20 protein-coding genes are annotated in these 23,596 nt (G+C 52.1%); 3 read left to right on the top strand and 17 right to left on the bottom strand.

Annotated features, from left to right (window positions below; all coding sequences use genetic code 11):
* Nucleotides 1-86: 86 nt before the first annotated feature.
* The 14 genes from cpsB to wza all read right to left on the bottom strand — a co-directional run bounded on the left by cpsB (nt 87) and on the right by wza (nt 14,247).
* Nucleotides 87-1,523, bottom strand: coding sequence for a mannose-1-phosphate guanyltransferase (cpsB, locus tag HGD79_RS00350; RefSeq protein ID WP_168848240.1), 1,437 nt, complete (start codon nt 1,521-1,523; stop codon nt 87-89).
* A gap of 2 nt (nt 1,524-1,525) precedes the next feature.
* Complete coding sequence (wcaI, locus tag HGD79_RS00345) at nt 1,526-2,749, bottom strand: colanic acid biosynthesis fucosyltransferase WcaI (protein ID WP_032179527.1); 1,224 nt, start codon at nt 2,747-2,749, stop codon at nt 1,526-1,528.
* Nucleotides 2,746-3,225, bottom strand: a complete 480-nt coding sequence (gene gmm, locus HGD79_RS00340) for a GDP-mannose mannosyl hydrolase (RefSeq protein ID WP_032179528.1) — start codon at nt 3,223-3,225, stop codon at nt 2,746-2,748. Before gmm ends, wcaI begins: the two co-directional genes overlap by 4 nt.
* Before the next feature lie 2 nt (nt 3,226-3,227).
* Complete coding sequence (fcl, locus tag HGD79_RS00335; RefSeq protein WP_000043595.1) at nt 3,228-4,193, bottom strand: GDP-L-fucose synthase; 966 nt, start codon at nt 4,191-4,193, stop codon at nt 3,228-3,230.
* 2 nt (nt 4,194-4,195) lie between these two features.
* Nucleotides 4,196-5,317: a GDP-mannose 4,6-dehydratase gene (gmd, locus tag HGD79_RS00330; protein ID WP_000048188.1), complete on the bottom strand. Its 1,122-nt coding sequence runs from the start codon at nt 5,315-5,317 to the stop codon at nt 4,196-4,198.
* Nucleotides 5,318-5,343: 26 nt separating this feature from the next.
* A complete protein-coding gene (wcaF, locus tag HGD79_RS00325) occupies nt 5,344-5,892 on the bottom strand; it encodes a colanic acid biosynthesis acetyltransferase WcaF (RefSeq protein ID WP_001153581.1) in 549 nt (182 codons plus the stop codon).
* Between the two features lie 15 nt (nt 5,893-5,907).
* On the bottom strand, nt 5,908-6,654 hold the full coding sequence (gene wcaE / locus HGD79_RS00320; protein ID WP_000927046.1) for a colanic acid biosynthesis glycosyltransferase WcaE: 747 nt from the start codon (nt 6,652-6,654) through the stop codon (nt 5,908-5,910).
* Between the two features lie 10 nt (nt 6,655-6,664).
* A complete protein-coding gene (gene wcaD, locus HGD79_RS00315) occupies nt 6,665-7,882 on the bottom strand; it encodes a colanic acid polymerase WcaD (protein ID WP_000107788.1) in 1,218 nt (405 codons plus the stop codon).
* On the bottom strand, nt 7,857-9,074 hold the full coding sequence (wcaC, locus tag HGD79_RS00310; RefSeq protein ID WP_001023912.1) for a colanic acid biosynthesis glycosyltransferase WcaC: 1,218 nt from the start codon (nt 9,072-9,074) through the stop codon (nt 7,857-7,859). The genes wcaD and wcaC overlap by 26 nt, the downstream gene beginning before the upstream one ends.
* Nucleotides 9,071-9,559 (bottom strand): colanic acid biosynthesis acetyltransferase WcaB, encoded by a 489-nt coding sequence (wcaB, locus tag HGD79_RS00305; protein ID WP_000888729.1) that lies wholly within the window; start codon nt 9,557-9,559, stop codon nt 9,071-9,073. The genes wcaC and wcaB overlap by 4 nt, the downstream gene beginning before the upstream one ends.
* Nucleotides 9,560-9,561: 2 nt before the next feature.
* Complete coding sequence (wcaA, locus tag HGD79_RS00300) at nt 9,562-10,401, bottom strand: colanic acid biosynthesis glycosyltransferase WcaA (protein ID WP_000654503.1); 840 nt, start codon at nt 10,399-10,401, stop codon at nt 9,562-9,564.
* Nucleotides 10,402-10,493: 92 nt separating this feature from the next.
* Entirely contained in the window at nt 10,494-12,656 is a 2,163-nt protein-coding gene (gene wzc, locus HGD79_RS00295; RefSeq protein ID WP_168848239.1) for a tyrosine-protein kinase Wzc, read from the bottom strand.
* A 2-nt stretch (nt 12,657-12,658) separates the two neighbouring features.
* Nucleotides 12,659-13,102: a low molecular weight protein-tyrosine-phosphatase Wzb gene (gene wzb, locus HGD79_RS00290; RefSeq protein ID WP_000482918.1), complete on the bottom strand. Its 444-nt coding sequence runs from the start codon at nt 13,100-13,102 to the stop codon at nt 12,659-12,661.
* A 5-nt stretch (nt 13,103-13,107) separates the two neighbouring features.
* Nucleotides 13,108-14,247 carry a polysaccharide export protein Wza gene (gene wza, locus HGD79_RS00285; protein ID WP_000978094.1) on the bottom strand — a complete coding sequence of 380 codons (1,140 nt, stop codon included), beginning with the start codon at nt 14,245-14,247 and terminating at the stop codon, nt 13,108-13,110.
* A 308-nt stretch (nt 14,248-14,555) separates the two neighbouring features.
* On the opposite strand from wza, the gene HGD79_RS00280 reads away from it, so the two are divergent.
* On the top strand, nt 14,556-14,705 hold the full coding sequence (locus HGD79_RS00280) for a hypothetical protein (RefSeq protein ID WP_162829205.1): 150 nt from the start codon (nt 14,556-14,558) through the stop codon (nt 14,703-14,705).
* Nucleotides 14,706-14,905: 200 nt separating this feature from the next.
* The gene (locus HGD79_RS00275) at nt 14,906-16,489 is read left to right on the top strand and encodes a TerC family protein (protein WP_001721560.1); all 1,584 of its coding nucleotides are present in this window, start codon (nt 14,906-14,908) and stop codon (nt 16,487-16,489) included.
* Nucleotides 16,490-16,762: 273 nt separating this feature from the next.
* Here the strand turns inward: HGD79_RS00275 and asmA are convergent, their stop codons facing one another.
* From asmA to udk, 3 genes are all read right to left on the bottom strand, one after another.
* The gene (gene asmA / locus HGD79_RS00270) at nt 16,763-18,616 is read right to left on the bottom strand and encodes an outer membrane assembly protein AsmA (protein WP_001252331.1); all 1,854 of its coding nucleotides are present in this window, start codon (nt 18,614-18,616) and stop codon (nt 16,763-16,765) included.
* Between the two features lie 21 nt (nt 18,617-18,637).
* On the bottom strand, nt 18,638-19,219 hold the full coding sequence (dcd, locus tag HGD79_RS00265) for a dCTP deaminase (protein WP_097338639.1): 582 nt from the start codon (nt 19,217-19,219) through the stop codon (nt 18,638-18,640).
* A gap of 91 nt (nt 19,220-19,310) precedes the next feature.
* A complete protein-coding gene (gene udk, locus HGD79_RS00260; RefSeq protein WP_001295424.1) occupies nt 19,311-19,952 on the bottom strand; it encodes a uridine kinase in 642 nt (213 codons plus the stop codon).
* A gap of 317 nt (nt 19,953-20,269) precedes the next feature.
* On the opposite strand from udk, the gene HGD79_RS00255 reads away from it, so the two are divergent.
* Nucleotides 20,270-23,587, top strand: a complete 3,318-nt coding sequence (locus HGD79_RS00255) for a diguanylate cyclase (protein ID WP_000043694.1) — start codon at nt 20,270-20,272, stop codon at nt 23,585-23,587.
* The last annotated feature ends 9 nt before the right edge of the window (nt 23,588-23,596 follow it).

The raw sequence follows: 23,596 nt of genomic DNA, 5'->3' as shown, positions 1-23,596 counted from the left end.
CCGCGTCTTATCAGGCCTACAAAACCGAACCGTAGGTCGGATAAGGCGTTCACGCCGCATCCGACAAACAGCGCCTGATGCGACGTTTACACCCGTCCGTAGCGATCCGCGAAACGCACCACATCATCCTCTTCGAGATAAGAGCCGGAGCGCACTTCAATTAAATCGAGCGGAATTTTCCCCGGGTTTTCCAGGCAGTGCGTCGCCCCCAGCGGAATATAAATGGACTCGTTTTCACCAAGCAGTTTGATATCACCGTCAATGGTGACTTTTGCCGTTCCCGCGACAACCACCCAGTGTTCCGCACGGTGATGGTGCATCTGTACCGACAAGCCTTCGCCCGGTTTCACGGTGATGCGTTTCACCTGGTAGCGGTCGCCTGCGTCGATAGAGTCATATTTGCCCCACGGGCGATAGACTTCGCGATGCACCCGATGCTCATGGCGACCATCGGCTTTGATCTGCTCGACCACTTTTTTCACATCCTGCACCGCGTTACGGTCGGCAATCAGCACCGCATCTTTGGTCTGCACCACTACCAGATCTTTCACCCCGACGGTGGTGACCAGGCCAGATTCGGCATACACATAGCTGTTTTCAGTTTTGTGATTAATCACATCGCCATGGCAAACGTTGCCCTCGGCGGTGTGGGCACTGATCTCCCATAAAGAGGACCAGGAACCGACATCGCTCCAGCCCGCATCCATCGGCACCACAACGGCATCTGCCGTACGTTCCATGACCGCGTAATCCACCGACTCTTCCGGGCAGGCGAGAAACGCTTCTTCATTCACGCGAATAAAATCGAGATCCGGATCGACGGCGCTCATCGCTTTTTCGCAGGCATCGAGGATATCCGGGCGATATTTTTTCAGTTCTTCGAGATAGCGTCCGGCGCGGAACAGGAACATGCCGCTGTTCCAGTAATATTCGCCGCTTGCCACATAGGCCTGGGCGGTTTCCAGATTCGGTTTTTCGACAAACTGCGCCACTTCAAAGGCCACCGTATCCTGCTCACCCGCAGACACTTCACCGCGACGAATATAGCCATAACCGGTTTCTGGTAGATCCGGCACAATGCCGAAGGTCACCAGCTTGCCCGCTTCGGCATATGGCATGGCATTACGCACGGCGGCACGGAACGCGTCTTCATCGGCAATCACATGATCCGCCGCCAATACCAGCATTAACGGGTCGCTCTCCGGGCTATGACGTTTTGCCGCCAGCGCCGCCAGTGCAATGGCAGGTGCAGTGTTACGCCCTGCCGGTTCGAGAATAATGTTCTCGGTGAGTTTGTTCAGTTGACGCAGCTGTTCCGCGACAATAAAGCGGTGCTGCTCATTGCAAATCACCACCGGGCTTTCGCACTCCACGCTGTTCAGGCGGCAGATGGTGGTTTGCAGCATGGTGAGATCGCCTTTCAGGCATAAAAACTGCTTGGGGTAAAGTACGCGGGAAAGCGGCCATAAGCGGCTACCGAAGCCACCTGCCATCACAACTGGATAGAGTTTCGACTGCGCCATAATTATCCCCGAATATCATTTATAAATTGACGTAACACGTTCTCTTTATCGAGTGTGCGTTCGGCATATTCACGTGCCACCGTGTTGTGTTTGGGCAGCAGGAGCGCCTGACGGATCCCCGCCACCAGCGCCTCGACCGATTCCGGTTCTACGCAAACCGCAATGCCCGGAAAGGTTTCGCAAAGCTGCCCCAGTTCTGTGTGGGCCTCTGCGGTAATCACCGCGTTACCGCCTACCGCCAGAATATTGGTCAGTTTCGACGGCAATACGGCATCTGCCGCGCCGCGTTTTTGCACCACCAGATGGCAATCGCCCATCTTCAGCAGTGCGGGTAAAGCGTCATACGATTGCAGCGGGAAAAATTGCATGTTGCGCAGTCCACGCTGCTGCGCCATTTTTTCCAGCCGCGCTTTGCCGCCGCCCTGCCCGACAATGGCAAAAATCAGCGGTTCATCGCGCAGACGATCGGCAGCTTCAATAACGTTTTCCAGCCCCTGCTTTTCACCAATATTGCCGGAGTAAAGAATGATTTTTTTGTTATCCGGCAGGTCAAGCTGGTTACGAAGGGCATCAACATCGGCGTCTGCGACATGCTGAAAACGGGCGATTTCCGACCAGTTGGGGAAGAAGATGACGTTTTCTGCCGCCACGCCTTTTTCGATAGCTTTATTCATCATCGAACGCGAAATCGTGGAGACGTTATCGACGTTATGCAGTCCGCTACGTTCGAACGCCGTCGCCAGCTGTGCCACTTTGCCGCCTTTGCCTTTTCCGGCAAGGCCCAGCCCCAGCATGGCGTCCACTTCGTAATCCTGAATATGAAGCACGGTACGCGCACCAGAGAGTTTCGCCAGCAGGCGCATTCCCGGCGTACAAAACAGCGTTGGCACTACGCCGATAATGCGATCCGGCTTCCAGCGACGTTGCGCCATCAACGGGAAAAAACTGCTGACGGCAAAACTGCCGAGATGCAACAGGCGTTTCAGGGTGCTCGGCTGTTTTGGCACGTACAGCGGGCAGCGCCACACCGTGGCGACCCCCTCTTCTCGTTTGTACCGCCAGGCGGAATAGTTCTCGCCCACCTGCCACTGCGGGTAGTAAGGCGGTGCGGTAATGACCCGCACCTCATGACCTTGTGCCGCCAGCCATTCCACCATCTCGCCGGTGTATTTGCCGATGCCGGTTAACTCCGGCGAGTAGTTAATGCCGTAGACCAGTATTTTCATAATCCGGGTACTCCGGCACGCTTCTCAGCGAGAAAATAGGCGCGGCTGTTAGCGTGAACATTGTCACTGGCGAGCAGTGCATCCGGCGTCAGCCAGCGGTAATCGTCATGCTGCTCATCCGGCAGTAACAGCTCTTCTTCCGATACTCTGAAGCGAAAACCGAGCACCACATAGTGAGTGGAGAAATCCGTGCCGGAGAAGTTATCGTCATAAAAGTGCTGCCAGACACCGTAAAACTGGCCTGCTGTTATTGGCAGACGCAGCCCCAGTTCCGCCATCGTCAGCCGCTCAAATGCGGCCTCCAGCGTTTCGTCTTTCCGCACGCGCCCTCCCGGCACAAACCAGTAACCCTGCGCCGGGCGGTTGGTTCTTTTGCCAAGCAGAAACTCGCCGCGACTGTTCTCGACAATAAAGTCGAGAGAGACAAGCGGGGTGGAGCGCACTACCGTGGCAAAGTCTTCCTGACGTAAAAACATCATTACCCCCGAAAGCGGTCTTGATTCTCAAGGAACCACTGGTAAGTGCTGGCAAGCCCCGCTTCCAGTGAGATTTCGTGATACCAGCCAAGCTGATGCAGGCGCGTCACATCCAGCAGTTTGCGCGGCGTACCATCCGGTTTGCTGGCATCAAAAACCACCCGACCTTTGTAACCCACCACTTTGGCGATGGTTTGCGCCAGCTCGCGGATAGTGCAGTCAACGCCCGTGCCGACGTTAATGTGCGACAGCATCGGCTGGGTGTTCTCCAGCCAGACTTCGTGCGCCAGCTCCATGACATGAATGCTCGCCGCCGCCATATCATCGACGTGCAGAAATTCGCGCATCGGTGTGCCGCTGCCCCACACCACCACGTCCGGCGCATTCTGTGCCGTCGCCTCGTGGAAGCGACGCAGCAATGCTGGGATCACATGCGAATTACTCGGGTGGAAGTTGTCATGCGGCCCGTACAGGTTGGTCGGCATGACAGAGCGGTAATCGCGTCCATACTGGCGGTTGTAAGATTCGCACAGTTTGATCCCGGCGATTTTGGCAATGGCATAAGGCTCGTTGGTCGGCTCCAGCGTACCCTGCAACAGCTCGCTTTCTGCCATCGGCTGTTTTGCCAGTTTCGGGTAGATGCAGGACGATCCGAGAAACAGCAGTTTGTTCACGTCGTTCTGATGCGCGGCGTGAATGATGTTGCTCTCAATCATCATGTTCTGGTAGATGAAATCCGCCGGATAGGTGTTGTTGGCAACAATGCCGCCCACTTTCGCCGCCGCCAGATAGACCTGGTCAATGCTTTCGCTGGCAAAGAAATCATGCACCGCGCGGCTGTCCAGCAGGTTCAGTTCATCGCGGGTACGTAATACCAGCTCCACATCACCGCGCTGTTCGAGCTGCCGCTTGATGGCAGAACCGACCATCCCGCGATGACCAGCGATAAAAATGCGTTGTTTACTCATGCTTATGACTCCAGCGCGATCGCCACGTCGTAGCCGTGAGATTTCAGCAGAGAGTGTTTTTTCGCCGCTTCGAGGTCATTAGCCACCATTTCAGACACCATCTCTTTGAGGGTGATTTCCGGTTTCCAGCCTAGTTTTTCGTGCGCTTTGGTCGGGTCGCCGAGCAGCGTTTCAACTTCCGCCGGACGGAAGTAACGCGGGTCAACGGCGATAATCACATCGCCCGGTTTAACGCCCGGCGCGTCATGCCCGGTGACGGAAACCACAATGCCCTTCTCTTCAACGCCCGTGCCTTCAAAGCGCAGTTTGATGCCCAGCTGTGCTGCCGCCATTTCCACGAACTGACGTACGGAGTACTGAACGCCGGTCGCGATAACGAAATCTTCCGGTTGTTCCTGTTGCAGCATCATCCACTGCATTTTTACGTAGTCTTTGGCATGGCCCCAGTCACGCAGGGAATCCATATTGCCGAGGTACAGGCACGACTCCAGCCCCTGGGCGATATTGGCGATTGCGCGGGTGATTTTGCGGGTAACGAAGGTTTCGCCGCGGCGCGGGGATTCATGGTTGAAGAGAATACCGTTACAGGCGTACATGCCGTAGGATTCGCGGTAGTTAACGGTGATCCAGTAGGCATACAGTTTGGCGACCGCATACGGAGATCGCGGGTAGAACGGCGTGGTTTCTTTCTGCGGAATTTCCTGCACCAGACCGTACAGTTCAGAGGTGGAAGCCTGATAGAAACGGGTTTTCTTTTCCAGACCGAGGAAGCGGATCGCCTCCAGCAGGCGCAGCGTACCCATCGCGTCGACGTCAGCGGTATATTCCGGTGACTCAAAAGAAACCGCAACGTGGCTCATTGCGCCCAGGTTGTACACTTCATCCGGCTGCACTTCACGCAAAATGCGCGTCAGGTTGGAGGTATCACTCAGGTCGCCATAATGCAGATGGAATTTCGGGTTGCAGGTGTGCGGATCCTGATAAATGTGATCCACGCGCTCGGTGTTGAATGACGATGCACGACGCTTAATACCATGCACCTCGTAACCTTTTTCCAGCAGAAACTCTGCCAGGTAAGAACCGTCTTGTCCGGTTACACCGGTGATGAGAGCGACTTTTGACATGTCTTATTCCTCTGTATTTTTTGAATTTATTCAGTTTCAACGCGTTCGCGTATCACCACTGCGGGATTCCCCCGGCAAACCACATTTGCCGGAAGCGATTTAAAAACACTGCTTCGCGCCCCCACGACGGTGCCGTCGCCGATAGTGACGCCAGGGGCAACAAAGACATCGGTTGCCAGCCAGCATTTCTCGCCAATCACAATAGGCGTGGCGTTAATGGTGAAATGTTGACTTGCATGGTCGTGGCTCCCGGTGCATAAATAACTTTTTTGCGATATCACCGAATGTGCGCCAATGGTTATTTCACCGAGGGTATATAAATTGACCTCATCGCCGACCCACGCGTAATCACCTAAGGTTAATTTCCACGGATAGGTAATTTTTACTGACGGCCGAATAACTACGTTTTTTCCTATTTTTGCGCCGAATAAACGTAATAAAAATGCCCGCCAGCGATACAATACTTGTGGCGACCAGGCAAATAATGTTGCCTGTACTGCCCACCACAATTGCACTTTAATAGCGTTGCCACCCCGGAACCCTTTCGGCACCGAGAATCCACTTAAATCCTGCATCGTTTTCCCTTATATTCAGCTTTTGTTATATAAGGCTTTCGTCTTTGAGGTAGTACGCTGGCGTAAATGCCAGGATAATTCTGCCCAGAAGCCAGGCACATGTAATATTTGCCGTTGGACTTTTTTCGCGTCAGCACACAACTCCATATTATTGGTGGTAGATACCCCACCCATAGAAAATTCAGACACCAGGCCATTGAGTTTTTTAAATGCATAACCTGCTTTATACATTTTGGCTGCCAGCGCGTAATCAGAAGAAACTTTATATTCCAGGTCATAACGCCATTTTTTCAAACCGGATACTGGGAAAAATATCGCCTGATGACTGGCGGGCAGGCTGTGATAAATATACCAACCCGGTTTGGCGCTACGTTTAATTTTATGCCCGTCGCCAAAATCCAGCAGCGCATCGCCGGTGATCATCACGTTATCTTTTTGCATTTTTAACTTACGGACAAAATATGCGGCATCCTGATGAAAAATATCGCCCGAGTTGAGAAACAACGCGAACTTGCCTTGTGCCATCGCAATGCCCTTGTTCATGGCGTCGTAGATACCGTTATCTGGCTCGCTGACAAAGCGTAGGTTATAGATACCATTGAGATTTTCCAGATACTCACGGGTGCCGTCATTGGAGCCGCCATCGACAACAATCCATTCGAAGCTGATATCGTCCGCCTGCGCCAGATGCGCCAGCGAGGCATGTGTTTTGACTATCCCTTCGAGGTTACGAAACGCGACAGTGATTATGCTAAGCAACATGTTCTTATTCTTACCTCGTAATATTTAACGCTTTTCGCAAAATAAACGGACAGACGATTAAAAATGCATATTCCGGGCTAAATATCGAACCGGTAAAAAACAGCGATACCGGAGTAAAAAGATATAATTGCACGCGAAAATTGCGGTTATCACCAAAAGCGTTGATCATCATTTTTATCACTTTCCCCATGTACCACAGCGATAAAAACACCGCGAACCAGGAAAAATAAATAATCAGCAGATACAAACCATTGTCTATGGTTTTTCCGACATCCGCACCGTTAAATATTCCGAATGATGCGACATATTCATAAAGTGAGCCAAATCTGACTACACCGTCAATATGGGTCAAAGAATAACCGACCATCACCAGCGGACCGACAATACGATAATACGATGACGATCCTTCCGTACCTAAATCGCCCAGACGGGTGGAAATATAAGGAAACGCGATTACCACACCAACCAGGAATACAGCCAGAGAAATCAATGCTAACGGTAACTTTTTCTTAATCGCCTCTTTATTCAGATATTGGAATGCCCACTCCAGCAAATAAAACAGGATAAAGGTCATAACCCCTGAAAACGATCCGGATAATATTATCCCTGCGAGAATCATAGCATCGGTTTTAGGCGTTTTGATACCAAACTGTTTGATGCTGAGCCAAATTGAGATTAATGCCAGAGCGAAAAATGCCGGTTCGAAATAAAGTGCTGTCGTACGCTTACCGCCGAATTTAATGAAATTCAGTACATAGCTGTTGCTGTAAATCAGATATTTCGAAATCGACTCCATAATACTGCTGCCGCCGGTGAGGATAATTTGCGCCATCTCCACCGCCGCCAGCGCCACCACCAGCCCGACCACCAGATAAAAGAAACGTAATATCTTGCGATGGTTGTGTGGCGAAATTGTTTTAAAACGAATACTCCACACCATGCCAATAATGATCACAATATAGACAAACAGCATGGTTGAAGTGACGTATTTACCGGCATCCAGCGACTGACCAAACAGGTAGTTAAACGCCGTGAGTCCCGCACCAATCCCTAAGGCAATCATCAATTTTTTAACGCTGATGCGTTCTAAAAACAGCAGTAACAAGACAGGTAAAAAAGTGACGATAGTGATGGGGAAACTTTCGCCAAGCTGGGCGATTTTGACGTTAACCAGCAGGTAGATCAGCGGCAGCAGCAGGTAGCTACAGATTCTGATAGAAGTTGACATACTCCTCCAGCATCTGTTGTCCACTGTAGGCGGCGCGGCTGCGTTGGCTGAACTCAGCCAGCGTGGTACCAAATATCGCCTGCGCGATTTCCGGTTTGCTTAACTGCACCAGTTGCAGCACCTCTTCTTCACTGACGGTTTTACCGCCGGATTTTTGCAGCACTTCACGCGCCGCATCGCTATGGGTGGCAATCACCGGCACGCCAATCGATAGCGCCTCACACAAAATCAGCGGGTAGTTATCGACGCGAGAACTGAACACCAGCGCATCCATCTGATTGAGCGCGCTCATCAGCTTACGTTTGTCGGTTTCAAAGCCGTGATTAACCACGTTGCCAGCGGTGAACGGCGAGAACTTACCGAAGGTATGCAGTTCAATTTTGTCGCCCAGCGCCATCATCTCACGCACCAGTTGCTGGTTAGTCTTGCCGTCGTAACGCAGGTCATGCGCCACCACCGCGATTTTCGGCTTGCCCTGGGTTTCGCGCACCGGAGGCAAGTCCGCCAGAATCGCTTCGGTTGCCATATCAATACCATTATTGATAATCCGGCAACGCCCTGGCCCGTACAGACTATTGAAAGCGTCAGCCACATGCTGGCTGGGGGAAATAAACTGACAGCCCAGCGCCAGCATCTCACGAAATAACTGGCGTTTGCCCGCCACCAGCTGGTGCGCGCGATCAATCTTCACCGGCGGATAGTTATTTAAGGTCGGGCATTTCTGGCAGCCCGTTTTCCAGCCTTCACAACCGTCGGTAAAGGCGCAGCGCCCGGTAACGCTCCAGTGGTCGTGCAGCGTCCAGACCAGAGTGACATCCGGTTTATGGTTTTTCACCTTTTCGCAAAAGCGCACCACGCTCTTAAGATTTAGCCAGTAGCTGTGCAGCACATGAAAATGCAGAACCACCGGCCCCGGGGTGCGAGTAATGGTGCGATATAACTCATTGAAATTGCCGAACAGATCGCGATTAAACAGACGAAACAACGCAATGTTCGCCATCGCGGTCATCCGCGGCGTATGTTTGATGACCTGCGGATAGTTCTGATGGCTGACGCTCTCTTTGCCGCCTTTGCCGTAACCGTAGACAAAATGTGACGCCAGCCCCTGTTGCAGCGCACGCTGGTGGAGATCTAACGCCACACCTGCTGCCCCGCCTTCCGCCAGTCGCACATTAAATTGCAGAATATTCATTTGATTACCTTCACTCGCGCTTTTTCTCCCACCACCAGCGCGTTGTCCGGGACAGAGTCGAGCACCACGCTGCCCGCACCCACGGTGACGTTGTTACCAAGGGTGATATCACCAAGAATAATGACGTTGGCACCGAGTTCGACGCCGTTGCCAATGTGTGGACATGCCATGTTATCGGCACCACGATTGCCGATAGTGACGCCGTGGCGAATGGTGAAATCATCCCCCGCTACCACGTTTTTATTGATCACTACGGCGTAACCGTGATGGATAGTGAAACGGCGACCAATGGTTGCGGCTGCCTGGATTTCATAACCGAAAAAGCATTCGGTGATAATGCGATACAGCACCAGCAGCGGGGCCGCCCAAATATTGTTGAGGACGTTCTTTTTGCGCCACACCGAACAAAAATGAGCGACGCGATAGGCTAGAACCATGCAGCACGGACGTAAACTCCAGCTGTTGGCGCGCAGATCTTCCAGCATCTTTAGCGCCCCCGAATACCATCAGCCAGACGTTTGCCGTTACGCACCGACAGCAGCGTCAGCAAAGTGCGCCAGGTCATACGTTTATTGCGGATCTGGTAGAGGGTAAACAGCTGATATTTTTTACTGGCGCGGTCGAATTTGTCTTTGTGCTTGCGGTAAAAGTGGAAGTATCCGGAGAATTTTTTCGGTGACGAGGTGATCTGCATTTCGCCGTGATTGATATGCAGGATCTGCGTCGCCTCTTCCACTTTCCACGGTTCGCCGTACTCCACCACCATCCGCAGGAAGATGTCGTAATCCTGTGCTGCTTTCAGTTCGGTATCGAACAAACACTCTTTGAAACGCCATGCCCAGGTAAAGACCTGATTGCCAATGATATTGCGTTTATAGAACAGGCGGCGTGAGTACGGCGATTTGGGATACAGTGGTAAGCTTGCCGGTTGGGAATAAACTTCTCCCTGGCATACGTAGTCGTTAGCGTACAAAAAGGCGTGAGTGACCAGTTGCTGTTTATGGGCGAGGAAGACGCTCAGACGGTTGGGTGTCCATTCGTCATCGTCATCGATCCCGGTAATGTATTCCCCTTGCGCCAGCATAATAGCCTGGTTACGTACCGCGCACGCCCCGCTGTTAATATCGTTGTGGATGTAAGTGATACGCGGATCGTTGAGGGCGGTGACGTACTGTTGCAGTTGTTCCCAGGAGGTGGAGCAATCATCCACGATGATCATCTCCCAGTTGCTGTAGTCCTGGCGCAGGACCGATTTTATCGCCCGAATCGCCAGTTGTTGGCGGTTCCAGGTTGGCATATAGATTGAGATCAGCGGATTATCTTTCATAGGTTGTTCTCCCGGCTTATGAGCTGGTTTGCTTGCCGGATGCGGCGTGAGCGCCTTATCCGGCCTACGGGGCGGTGCGAATGCAGGCGTCGTTATTTCGCATCCGACTTATATTCGTATTCGTAATAGCCATAATCCTGATACGCGCTGGCGCGGCGGAAGATGGAGTTCAGAATCACCCCTTTCACCGGAATACCGTTTTGCTCAAAGCGGCTCAGACTGGTTTCCACTTCTTTCAATGTGTTGACCGCATAACGCGCCACCATTAACGTGGTTCCAACATGACGACCAACAATTGCCGCATCGGTCACTGCCAGAATCGGCGGCGTATCAATCAACACCAGGTCGTAGTTTTTACTCGCCCAGTTCACCAGTTCGGCAAAGCGTTCGCTCATCAACAGTTCAGAAGGATTTGGCGGTACCTGACCGCGCGGGATCAGGTCAAATTTGGCAATAGAGGTCGGTTTAGCAGCGGTAGTAATATCGCCCTGACCAATCAGAATTTCCGACAGGCCATTGACGTTATTGGTACCCAACAGCTCGTGGGTGTAGCCTTTGCGCATATCGCAGTCGATCAACAACACCCGTTTATTGGTCTGACTGATCACCGCCGCCAGGTTGGCGCAGACAAAGGTTTTACCGATTGACGGGCTAACCCCGGTCATCATCAACACATTGTTCTGCGCCTGCATCATCGCGAAGTGCAAACTGGTACGCAGACTACGGATGGCTTCAATCGCCAGATCGGTTGGATTCCCCACCGCCAGTAGCTGGCTCTGTTTATAGCGTTTAATCCCTTTGATGGTTTTGACGCTATCGCGCGCTTTTTGCCATTCCGACAGCGGGATGCTGGCATAGACGCTGATACCGTGTTCTTCCAGTACTTGCGGGCTTTCGATGCCGCGATTAAACAACGAGCGCAGCAGCACACCCACGATAGAAAGCATCAGGCCGAGGATAATCGCGCCGAGGATAATCAGCCCTTTCTTCGGTTTTAACACGCCAGGCTGGGTGATTGCCGGGTCAACAATGCGCACATCGCCGACGGTACTGGCTTCGGTGATTTTCAGCTCCTGCTCTTTATTCAGCAGTTGCATATAGACCTGCTGCCCAGACTCGACATCGCGGGTCAGACGGACAATCTCCTGCTGGGTTTTCGGCATCGCCGTTACGCGACCGTTAAGTTTGGCTTTATCTTCTTCCAGCGCCTGACGTTTCTCCAGCAGCGTGCGGTACGCCGGGTGAACTTTGGTGTACAGCTTGGAGATTTCCGCCTCTTTAAAGGTCAGTTCGTTCAACTGCGCGTCGATGTTCACCATCGAATCGAGCACCGCTTTCGCTTCCAGCGGCAGATCAATAGAATCTTTATCCTGACGGAAGGCATTCAGTTTGTTTTCGGCAACATCAAGGCGGCTACGTACTTCCGGTAACTGTTGCGCGAGGAAGGCGAGGCTTTTCGACGCTTCCGCCGATTTGCGCTCAATATTTTGTTCCTGATAGTTACGAGCGATGCTGTTAAGAATGTCGCGGATCTGTTCGCGATCTTCACCGGTATAAGTCAGGCTCAGTACGCCTGCGTCTTTGCCGTTCTCCGTTACCGTCAGGCTGTTTTGCAGTTGATTGATCATCCCCAGCGTGGAGTATTTGGTGACGGTAAACTCACTGCCCGGGCGGGCGTGAATGGCTTCAACCATCAGCGTGACGCCTTCTTTTTTCAGTATCTGGCCCGCTTGCCCACGGGCGCTAAAGCCGCCATCGCTGCTCAGAGTGTAGTTTTTATCGTCCAGCACATTAAGCGTAAACACCTGATCCGCCATCTCTTTCGGGCGGTTAAAGGTAGTCACTTTTACCGTCTCGTTCTGACGCCCCATCAGGCGATCCCAGCCCGCACCGAAAATCGGGAACGTGTTTTTGCTCACCGCAATATCGAGGTCGAGATCGTCCACCGTTTTACCAAGCACCAGGCGCGAACGAATCAACTGGATCTCGGCATCCGATGCTGGCGGTTTGTTGGCTAATGCCGATCCGATATCCTGCACCAGCGAATTGCCGCTGCTTTGTTCGATTTGTACCAGTGCGTCGGCGCTGTATATCGGCGTGGCGAAGAAGGTGTAAACCACGGCACAGAGGGCGAATACGGCGGTGATGCCAATTACCCACCAGCGCGCTTCAATGACGGTGCCGACCAGGCGACCAATATCGATTTCATCACTGCCCGTTACCGGAGCGGCATGTTGTTTTACTTTTTCTGTCATTCTTATACCTGCTCTGCGTTCAATGCCTGCGCCCACTGGCGGGCAGACCGTTCAAGTAATGTGTACACCGCTGCAAACGTTTCCCGGCTTTTGCGATACGGATCGGGGATTTCACATTCGTTATCCCAGTGACCAAACAGCATCACTTTGCCGCGCATCTCAGGTGCCATCTCGCATAAGCGTTCGATATGGCGCTTTTCCATGGTCAAAATCAGGTCGTAGTTGCGACACAGGCTGCGGCTGATTTGACGGGCACAGTGACCTTCCAGAGACAGTTGATGTTCTGCGGCGACGCTGATAGCGGTAGGATCAGCGCCCTTACCGACCAGCGCGCCGAGTCCAGCGGACTCCACTTTTAGCTCCGGGTGATAACGTTGCAGTAAGCGTTCCGCCGTCGGGGAACGGCAAATATTGCCGACACAGACAACTAAGATGTTGTTAAACATGACGATTACCAGTTATGAATGTCGCTGGCTGTATCCGTCATGTAACGGACACCGCTAATAGTTGGCAGCAACTGATTGATCAGACGGTTCCAGCGGGAAACCGGGGCGGTGGTGACATACACCACGTCATAAGGTTGCAGGCGGAATTCTGTCGCCATCACCAGCGACGTCGCATCGGACATATCCAGCTGGTAGATATTGGCAATCTTGCCATTACGCCCGCCCTCGCCTTTCAGCGGACGAATGACAAAGATGCCGCTGGCGTTGGAGGTGGTCATGTCGATACCTTCGGCATTGCCCAGGGCTTCAGTCAGGGTCATGCCGCTAAAGTCCATTTTCAGGGTGCTCTGTTTCTTCACTTCACCCATCACAAACACTTTCAGATCATCATTACGCGGCACGTAGAGAATATCGCCGGGATAAAGCAGTCGGTTCTGATTGAGGTCGCCGTTTTGCATCAGCGCCTGCAAAGAAATGCGTTCTTCACGACCATTGTGTGTTAGCACCACGTTGCGCCAGTCAGCGGTGTCGGTCAGGCCACCTGCGGCGTTGATGGCGTCGAGAATGGTCAGTGGTACGTTGGTGATCGCCTGTTGACCGGATTTATTCACCTGTCCGGAGATATAGGCCTTTTGTGAGCGGAAGGCGGCGATATTAACGTCCACCTGCGGGTCAGCGATGTACGTCGCTAAGCGCCCGGTAATATCACTGCGGATTTCAGCGAGCGTTTTCCCGACTACGTGAACCTTGCCGATATACGGGTAAAACATAGTGCCGTCAGGCTGTACCCAGTTGCCGGTGTCACTGGAGCTGCGGTACTGACCGGCTGGCGTGGTGAGTTCCGGGTGATCCCAGACGGTGACATTCAGAACGTCGCCCGGCCCGACGCGATACTGGTAATTCGCGATCTCACTTTCCAGCGTCATATTGGGGCGCGCTACGTTGGGTCGTGGACGTAATTGATCAATCAGGCGCGGGGTCAACGGATAAACATTCACCATTTTGTCGAGATCGAAATCAGCGTCCTGCTGTTTGATGACGTCTTTGCCCATCGTCGACATATTGCTGCCCGGAAGTACTGTGCAACCGCTTATCAAGGTTACTGACACCAATAATGGCATCAATTTCATTTTGGATTTCATCATTGTTTATTTATCACTTTGGCAGAGTAATTATCCTGTGCACTATTAATAGCAATGTCGCCATGCACATTTACCTTGCAGTTAATTGAATAAAAATTTAACTGGCATCAGTCCTAAAAAAATTGATTTCATCCGCAGGCTATTGACAGAATAATTCAGACTGGTCTTTCAGGCATCCAGACACGCTACCGCCCCTGGCTTTTTAGCTACCAATACACTGATTTAGCTTAATTTTTCAAACCCTCTCTGCATACAATCGTTGATGAGAAAGGGTTATTGCGGAAATTAACTTCCGAATATAAGGTGACATTATGGTAATTGAATATTGGCTCTCCAATAATGCAGGAGGAAGTGTTACAGCTAACGGAATAGCAGGCAAGGTAACAATTCGGCAATTGGCTATTTTTAAGAATTATATTAAGTGTCATTCAATATGGTTTTTAGGAGTTTCTTTAGGTTGACAATATTTAATATTGCGCCTCCACATGCGATATTTCTTAAATAATGTTTTATTATTACCACTTTTAATTCAGGGATAATGTGAGGTTATTACCCTCAAATAATATGAGATAAATAGTGCTGCAACATTGCATTTTTGCCCCGATTTATCCATGATCGAATTGTGACATTTGTCATACAACGAATAGGTTTTGTACTTACTATGGAATGGATTGCCGATCCGTCTATCTGGGCCGGGTTAATCACGCTGATTGTGATCGAACTGGTCCTCGGCATTGATAACCTGGTCTTTATTGCCATCCTCGCCGAAAAACTACCGCCGAAGCAGCGCGACCGCGCACGGGTTACCGGGCTGCTGCTGGCGATGTTAATGCGCCTGTTACTGCTGGCGTCAATCTCCTGGCTGGTCACCCTGACGCAACCGCTGTTCAGCTTCCGCTCGTTTACCTTTAGCGCCCGCGACTTAATCATGCTGTTTGGTGGTTTCTTCCTGTTGTTCAAAGCCACGATGGAGCTGAACGAACGGCTGGAAGGGAAAGACAGCAATAATCCCACACAACGCAAAGGTGCGAAGTTCTGGGGGGTGGTGACACAAATTGTGGTACTGGACGCCATCTTCTCACTCGACTCAGTGATTACCGCCGTCGGGATGGTCGACCATTTACTGGTCATGATGGCCGCCGTGGTTATCGCTATCAGCCTGATGTTGATGGCCAGCAAGCCGTTAACGCAATTTGTTAACAGTCACCCGACCATCGTTATTCTCTGCTTAAGCTTCCTGTTGATGATTGGCTTTAGCCTGGTGGCAGAAGGTTTCGGCTTCGTCATTCCGAAAGGCTACCTGTACGCTGCCATTGGTTTCTCGGTGATGATCGAGGCGCTCAATCAGTTGGCTATCTTTAACCGGCGACGTTTTCTTTCCGCTAACCAGACGCTACGCCAGCGGACTACCGAAGCGGTAATGCGCCTGCTTAGCGGGCAAAAAGAAGATGCGGAACTGGACGCCGAAACCGCGTCCATGCTGGTGGATCATGGTAACCAGCAGATCTTTAATCCGCAGGAACGGCGGATGATTGAGCGGGTACTTAATCTTAACCAGCGTACTGTCAGCAGCATTATGACGTCGCGCCACGATATTGAGCATATCGATCTCAACGCGCCGGAAGACGAGATCCGCCAGTTGCTGGAGCGAAATCAGCATACGCGGCTGGTGGTTACCGACGGTGATGACGCAGAAGATTTGCTCGGTGTTGTTCACGTTATCGACCTGCTACAACAGTCACTGCGTGGCGAACCGCTCAACCTGCGGGTGTTGATTCGCCAGCCGCTGGTGTTCCCGGAAACCTTGCCGTTGTTACCTGCCCTGGAGCAGTTCCGTAATGCCCGCACGCACTTTGCTTTTGTGGTGGATGAGTTTGGTTCAGTGGAAGGGATTGTGACATTAAGTGACGTCACTGAAACCATTGCCGGTAACTTACCGAACGAAGTGGAAGAGATCGACGCCCGCCATGATATTCAGAAGAATGCGGACGGTTCCTGGACGGCGAATGGTCATATGCCGCTGGAGGATCTGGTGCAATATGTGCCGCTGCCGCTGGATGAAAAACGTGAATATCACACCATTGCCGGGCTGTTGATGGAATATTTACAGCGTATTCCAAAACCTGGCGAAGAAGTTCAGGTGGGGGATTATTTGCTTAAAACGTTGCAGGTGGAAAGCCATCGCGTGCAGAAGGTGCAGATTATTCCGCCGCATAAGGATGGCGAGTTGGAGTACGAGGTGTGATGGTATCGGTCATTTTACCCGATAGCCGAAAGGAATAAGATGAGGGAACCGCGCCAGCGGCGATTTACCGCCGGGAGCCCGGGTTGCCAGGGTGGTGGCGATTGAGCCACCCTGGCACGTTCACCGGCTTGAGCGTTCCATAGTAGCGAGGAACATCAAGTGAACGGAACAGCCTTCGATCTTACATATTCAGAATATAATGATGCCGCCGCGAACGCCTGATGCGACGATTTACGCGTCTTATCAGGCCTACAGGACAGGTCACCTGGTAACCTACATCTTCTCCAGCAACTTCTTCACATCTTTGCCATTGCGGGAATCTTTATTCCGCTCGGCCCAGTCATTCAGGCGACGTTTCGCTTCGTCCTGTAGATGTTTGCGCAGTAACTGATCCACTTGCAGACTGTAATTGAGTTGCTGCCAGTTGCCATAAACCCGCAGCGGTACTGGCGTTTCTTTGAGGAAATCAATCAGTTTGCTTTCCCCGTTCCAGCCACCCACGACCCGAATATCAAACTGGGTGTCGCAGGTTTGATCTGCCAGATTCAACATGCCTTCCCCTGTCAGCGCCAGCACAGGCGATTGACCTTGCATGTCGTTTAACGTCACGACGCCATCCTTCAACGTCAAATCGGTGGTAAAGCGGTCAAGCCGCGTCACGTTATCAAAGTTTTCAGCGGCCTTCACATCACCGCCATTACGCTCTACCGCTTGCTGAATCATCTGCTGGAAGTTCATCCCTTCCATGCGCGTGTCGGTCATTTCGACATGTGCCTGTCCTTGCCAGTTGTGGCGGAATGCGTCGGCATCTATGTCAGCACCGGAGAAATCACCAGCCAGTGACATTTTTCCGGTCAACGAAATCGGATAGTTAAACGCCTTCAGAATGGTACCAATCTCAACGTTTTCCAGCCGTGGCTGGAAGTTTATCCGCGGATTTATTGATGTCGCGTCCAGCGTGCCCGGCAGTGAAACCTGTCCACCGTTAAGCTTGCCCTGCAGTTGAGTAATTTCCAGCAAACCCGACTTGTTGGTCATTTGCGTGGCAACATCTGTAAAATTCATTCCGCGCCAGCGCACGTTACTGGCCTGCAACAAAATATCAGCCGTAAAGCCTTGCAGTCCCTGATATGCCGGTTCATCAATACGCGAAGAAATGACCGGGCGCGGCAATGTTGATTGGCTCTGCCCCTGCTGCGCGGCACCGTTTTCACCATTCGCTGTTTCATTAAGCGGGATGAGGTTGTCAAGATTCAGTTGCGGGAATTGCAGTCTCAGCTGCCATTCAGGTTTCTCTGTCAGCGTGACCTGTGCTTGCCCGCTCAGCGTGCTGTCATTGGCGGTCAAGCTGATTTGGTTAAATGAAAGGCGTTTATGTGACTCCTGCCACTGGGCCTGGAAACTCCCCTGCCCCTGAATACCTTGTTTTGGTAAATCTGCACCCTGCAACTGCCAGTTAATTTGTTCAATAGCCGCCGTTAAATCATGCGGATAATCAGAAGCATCTACCGTACCGTTAAGGGATATCGTGAGATCGCGCTGATCGCGATTAACCCGCCCGGAGAACTCAAATGAACCACGATGTTGGGGATCTTGTTCCATTTGCAGGCGAATATTGCGGATTGTCACCTGCTCGTCATCTTCATGCTGGAACACCAGCACGCTGTCCGCCACCTTAAGACTGGATATATCAAACGACCATCCGCGATCGTCTGACAGATCCGGCAAGGTATTGTCGCGCGGTGCAACCGGAGCGTCTTCACTGCGCACCGCTTCCGTCTGCGGCGTCAGTTGGATCACTGCCCCTTTTAGCATCACCTGCTTAACGCTCAGTTGATGACTCAGTAGTGGTAAAAGCGCCACGTCCAGACGCATGTTGTCGGCGCGAACCAGTGGCTGGCTTGCGCCCTGGGCGGTGAGAGACATTCGCCCGGAGAGGATACTAAGCTGCGGCCAGACGTGCCAACGCAGTGGCCCGTCGAGCTGCAATTGATAACCGCTACGTGCAGCAACTTGCTTGACCATATAGTCGCGGAAATCATTCGGATTCACCAGCAACACTAACGCAGATAACCCGGCCACCAGCACGACCAGGAGTATCATCAGCGTCGTCAGAAATCGTCTCATGGTATCCTCAATGGGCCTGAATTAGTCTTTATCGATTCGGCTGGCTACCGCGCCCTGCTGGTTGCGATATTTCGCATCTTCACGGCGGTTGTAAGGTCGCGCCGCCGGGCCGGAAAGCGGCTCAAAGCTCAGCGCACCAATTAACATGCCCGGACGCAGCGCCAGCGGCAGCTTACCGGAGTTGTAGAACTCCAGCACAATGCAACCAGACCAGCCCGGATCGATACGGTGCGCGGTGACGTGCACCATCAGCCCCAGACGCGCCAAAGAGGAACGCCCGTCCAGCCAGCCCACCAGATCGTCTGGCAGCGTCACCGACTCCAGCGTCACCGCCAGCGCCAGCTCTCCTGGGTGAAGATAGAACGCCTCGCCCTCGTCGAGAACGATCTCATCGCTCATCACGCGGTCAAGCGCGGCGCTCACTTCATCTTTGGGACCGCTCAGATCGATAAACGCTGCCGTGTGACCACGGAAGGTACGAAATTTATTGCCCAAGCGTACATCCACCGTCGCGCCGTTAATACGCTCCACTGGCGGACGTGGGTTGATCGACAAACGGCCTTCATCAAGCCAGGCTTCAATATCTCGGTCACACAGACGCATGGCATTTTCTCCTTTCGCGCATCACTCCCTTAACGCCAATTACGTCAAGGGCATACCAGGTTATCACTGAACGGTACACAATTTATCAAGCTTATTCAAAGAACTGACTTATTTTCGCTTTCAATATATCGATCGCGATGCGGTTTTTCCCGCCGCGCGGCACGATAATGTCCGCATATTGTTTAGAAGGCTCAATGAATTGCAGGAACATCGGGCGCACGGTTTTTTGATATTGCGCCATCACGGAATCCATTGAACGCCCACGCTCGTTAACGTCACGCTTGATGCGGCGCATCAGGCAGATATCCAGCGGGGTATCAACGAAAATGGAGAAGTTAAGTTCGTCACGCAAACGCGCATCCGTCAGCAACAAAATGCCTTCGAGAATGATGACCTTCTTCGGCTCAACCGTCACCGTTTCTTTCATACGCGTATGTTCAACATAGCTGTAAACCGGCAGGTCAATTGCCGAGCCGCGTTTCAACGCTTGTAAATGCTCAAGCAGCAGGCTGTGATCCATCGCGCTGGGATGGTCGTAGTTGGTCTTAACGCGTTCTTCCATCGACAGATGGCTTTGATCTTTGTAATAGCAGTCTTCGGGAATTACGCCGATGTGTTCATCACCGACTTGCTCACGTAATTCACGATAAAGGGTACTGGCAATAAGACTCTTGCCGGAAGCCGATGCGCCAGCGATACCGATAATGACGCACTGATGAGACTGATCAGTCATATATTTAGCGACCTGATTAACCTGGATGTTAGGAAGGGGGCGACGAAGCGCCAAACGCGGCAATTATAGGGATTTCATCCGCCTGATACCAGTCGAATAGCGCTGCCGCGCGCTCAGAGTTTATTGTTGACGAAGAATTCCCGGTGGCAAATTACGTTGATCAGTTTTATACAAGGTAAAAAATGTTATACGCAGTTGCGCAAATTATCCGCCTTTACGTCACTTTATGAGCAATTCGCATATAAAATGTAAAACTTTTGTACTAGCATAAACACAGAAACGAATACTGGCGACCTGGTCTTGCGGATAAAGCGGTAATGAGCAAACAATCACAGCATGTATTAATTGCCCTGCCCCACCCGCTGCTTCACCTGGTCAGTTTAGGTTTAGTCTCGTTTATCTTTACCCTTTTCTCGCTTGAGCTTTCGCAGTTTGGCACCCAACTCGCCCCACTGTGGTTCCCGACGTCCATCATGATGGTGGCGTTTTATCGCCATGCCGGGCGCATGTGGCCGGGAATTGCGCTGAGCTGCTCGCTGGGAAATATCGCCGCATCCATCCTGCTTTTTTCCACCAGCTCGCTGAACATGACCTGGACGACCATCAATATTGTTGAAGCCGTGGTCGGGGCAGTGCTGCTACGTAAATTGCTGCCGTGGTATAACCCCTTGCAAAATCTGGCTGACTGGCTGCGTCTGGCATTCGGCAGCGCCATTGTTCCGCCTCTGTTAGGGGGTGTTCTGGTTGTCCTGCTGACGCCCGGAGACGATCCTCTCAGGGCATTTTTGATATGGGTACTGTCAGAATCCATCGGCGCTCTGGCACTGGTGCCGCTGGGATTGTTATTTAAGCCACACTATCTGCTGCGCCATCGCAACCCACGGTTACTTTTTGAGTCACTGCTCACGTTAGCCATCACGCTGACGTTAAGCTGGCTTTCTATGTTGTACCTGCCGTGGCCTTTTACTTTCATTATTGTGCTGTTGATGTGGAGCGCCGTGCGCCTGCCACGAATGGAAGCCTTTTTGATCTTCCTTACCACGGTGATGATGGTGTCGCTGATGATGGCCGCGGATCCCTCCCTGCTTGCTACGCCGCGTACATACCTGATGAGCCATATGCCGTGGCTACCGTTTTTGCTGATCCTGCTGCCCGCCAACATCATGACGATGGTGATGTATGCCTTTCGTGCGGAACGCAAACACATTTCCGAAAGCGAAACCCGTTTTCGGAACGCCATGGAATATTCCGCTATCGGTATGGCGTTAGTGGGCACCGAGGGACAATGGCTGCAAACCAACAAAGCGCTCTGCCAGTTTCTCGGGTACAGTCAGGAAGAGCTGCGCGGACTCACCTTTCAGCAACTGACCTGGCCGGAGGATCTCAATAAAGATCTCCAACAGGTTGAAAAGCTGATAAGCGGTGAAATAAACACCTATTCAATGGAAAAACGCTACTACAACCGCAATGGCGATGTTGTCTGGGCGTTGCTTGCCGTCTCACTGGTGCGCCACACGGATGGCACGCCGCTCTATTTTATCGCTCAGATTGAAGACATTAACGAGCTAAAACGCACCGAACAGGTGAATCAGCAACTGATGGAGCGCATCACGCTGGCTAACGAAGCGGGCGGGATTGGCATCTGGGAGTGGGAGTTGAAGCCGAATATTTTTAGCTGGGATAAGCGGATGTTCGAGCTGTATGAAATTCCTCCACATATCAAACCGAACTGGCAGGTGTGGTACGAGTGCGTGCTGCCGGAAGATCGCCAGCATGCCGAAAAAGTGATTCGTGATTCGTTGCAATCACGCTCGCCCTTTAAACTGGAATTTCGCATTACCGTAAAAGACGGTATTCGCCATATCCGCGCCCTCGCCAACCGGGTACTGAATAAAGAAGGCGAAGTCGAACGCCTGCTCGGCATTAATATGGATATGACTGAGGTTAAACAGCTTAACGAGGCATTGTTTCAGGAAAAAGAGCGCCTGCACATAACGCTGGACTCCATCGGCGAAGCCGTGGTCTGTATTGATATGGCAATGAAAATTACCTTTATGAATCCAGTGGCGGAGAAGATGAGCGGCTGGACGCAGGAAGAAGCATTAGGTGTTCCGCTCCTGACGGTGTTGCATATTACCTTTGGCGACAATGGTCCCCTGATGGAGAACATTTACAGTGCCGACACCTCACGTTCCGCGATTGAACAAGATGTGGTGTTGCACTGCCGGAGCGGCGGCAGCTACGACGTGCATTACAGTATTACGCCGTTAAGTACTCTGGACGGCAGCAATATTGGTTCGGTTCTGGTGATTCAGGACGTTACCGAATCACGCAAAATGCTGCGCCAGCTGAGCTACAGCGCCTCCCATGATGCACTGACGCATCTCGCCAATCGCGCCAGTTTTGAGAAGCAACTGCGTATGCTGCTGCAAACGGTAAACAGTACACATCAGCGACATGCCCTGGTGTTTATCGATCTTGATCGCTTTAAAGCGGTGAATGACAGCGCCGGGCATGCGGCGGGCGACGCTTTGCTGCGCGAACTGGCGTCGTTGATGCTGAGTATGCTGCGTTCCAGCGACGTGCTGGCGCGACTCGGTGGGGATGAATTTGGTCTGCTGCTACCAGACTGTAATGTTGAAAGCGCGCGTTTTATCGCTACACGCATTATCAGTGCCGTGAATGACTATCACTTTATATGGGAAGGCCGTGTGCATCGGGTAGGTGCCAGTGCCGGGATTACCTTGATTGATGACAACAATCATCAGGCGGCAGAAGTGATGTCGCAGGCTGATATCGCCTGTTATGCCTCCAAAAATGGTGGACGGGGCCGGGTGACGGTTTACGAACCACAGCAAGCTGCCGCACATAGCGAACGGGCGGCGATGTCGCTTGATGAACAGTGGCGGATGATTAAAGAGAATCAGTTGATGATGATGGCCCACGGTGTCGCTTCGCCGCGGATCCCGGAAGCGCGTAATTTGTGGCTGATTTCGCTTAAACTCTGGAGTTGCGAAGGCGAGATTATTGATGAACAAAAATTTCGTCGTAGCTTCAGCGATCCGGCACTTAGCCATGCTCTTGACCGACGGGTATTCCACGAATTTTTCCAGCTGGCCGCAAAAGCGGTTGCCAGTAAAGGCATAAGCATCGCCCTCCCCCTTTCCGTTGCCGGTTTGAGTAGCGCCACGCTGGTGAATGATCTGCTTGAGCAGCTGGAAAATAGCCCTCTACCACCACGGTTATTACATCTGATTATTCCGGCAGACGCGATTTTAGATCACGCAGAAAGCGTGCAAAAACTGCGGCTGGCGGGATGTCGGATAGTGCTCAGCCAGGTGGGCCGCGATCTGCAAATCTTCAACTCGCTGAAAGCGAATATGGCAGATTACCTGCTACTTGATGGTGAGTTATGCGCCAACGTGCAGGGTAATTTGATGGATGAGATGCTGATTACGATTATTCAGGGGCACGCTCAGCGACTCGGGATGAAAACCATCGCCGGGCCAGTCGTTTTACCCTTAGTGATGGATACGCTTTCTGGCATCGGCGTCGATCTGATTTATGGTGATGTGATTGCCGATGCCCAACCGCTGGATTTGCTGGTGAATAGCAGTTATTTCGCGATTAACTGAGGGAGCGTT

The sequence above is a fragment of the Escherichia sp. SCLE84 genome (genome assembly GCF_012584495.1).
Lineage (GTDB): Bacteria > Pseudomonadota > Gammaproteobacteria > Enterobacterales > Enterobacteriaceae > ECMA0423.
Note: the sequence above shows the minus strand (reverse complement) of the source record. Positions and strands in the feature narration are given on the sequence as shown.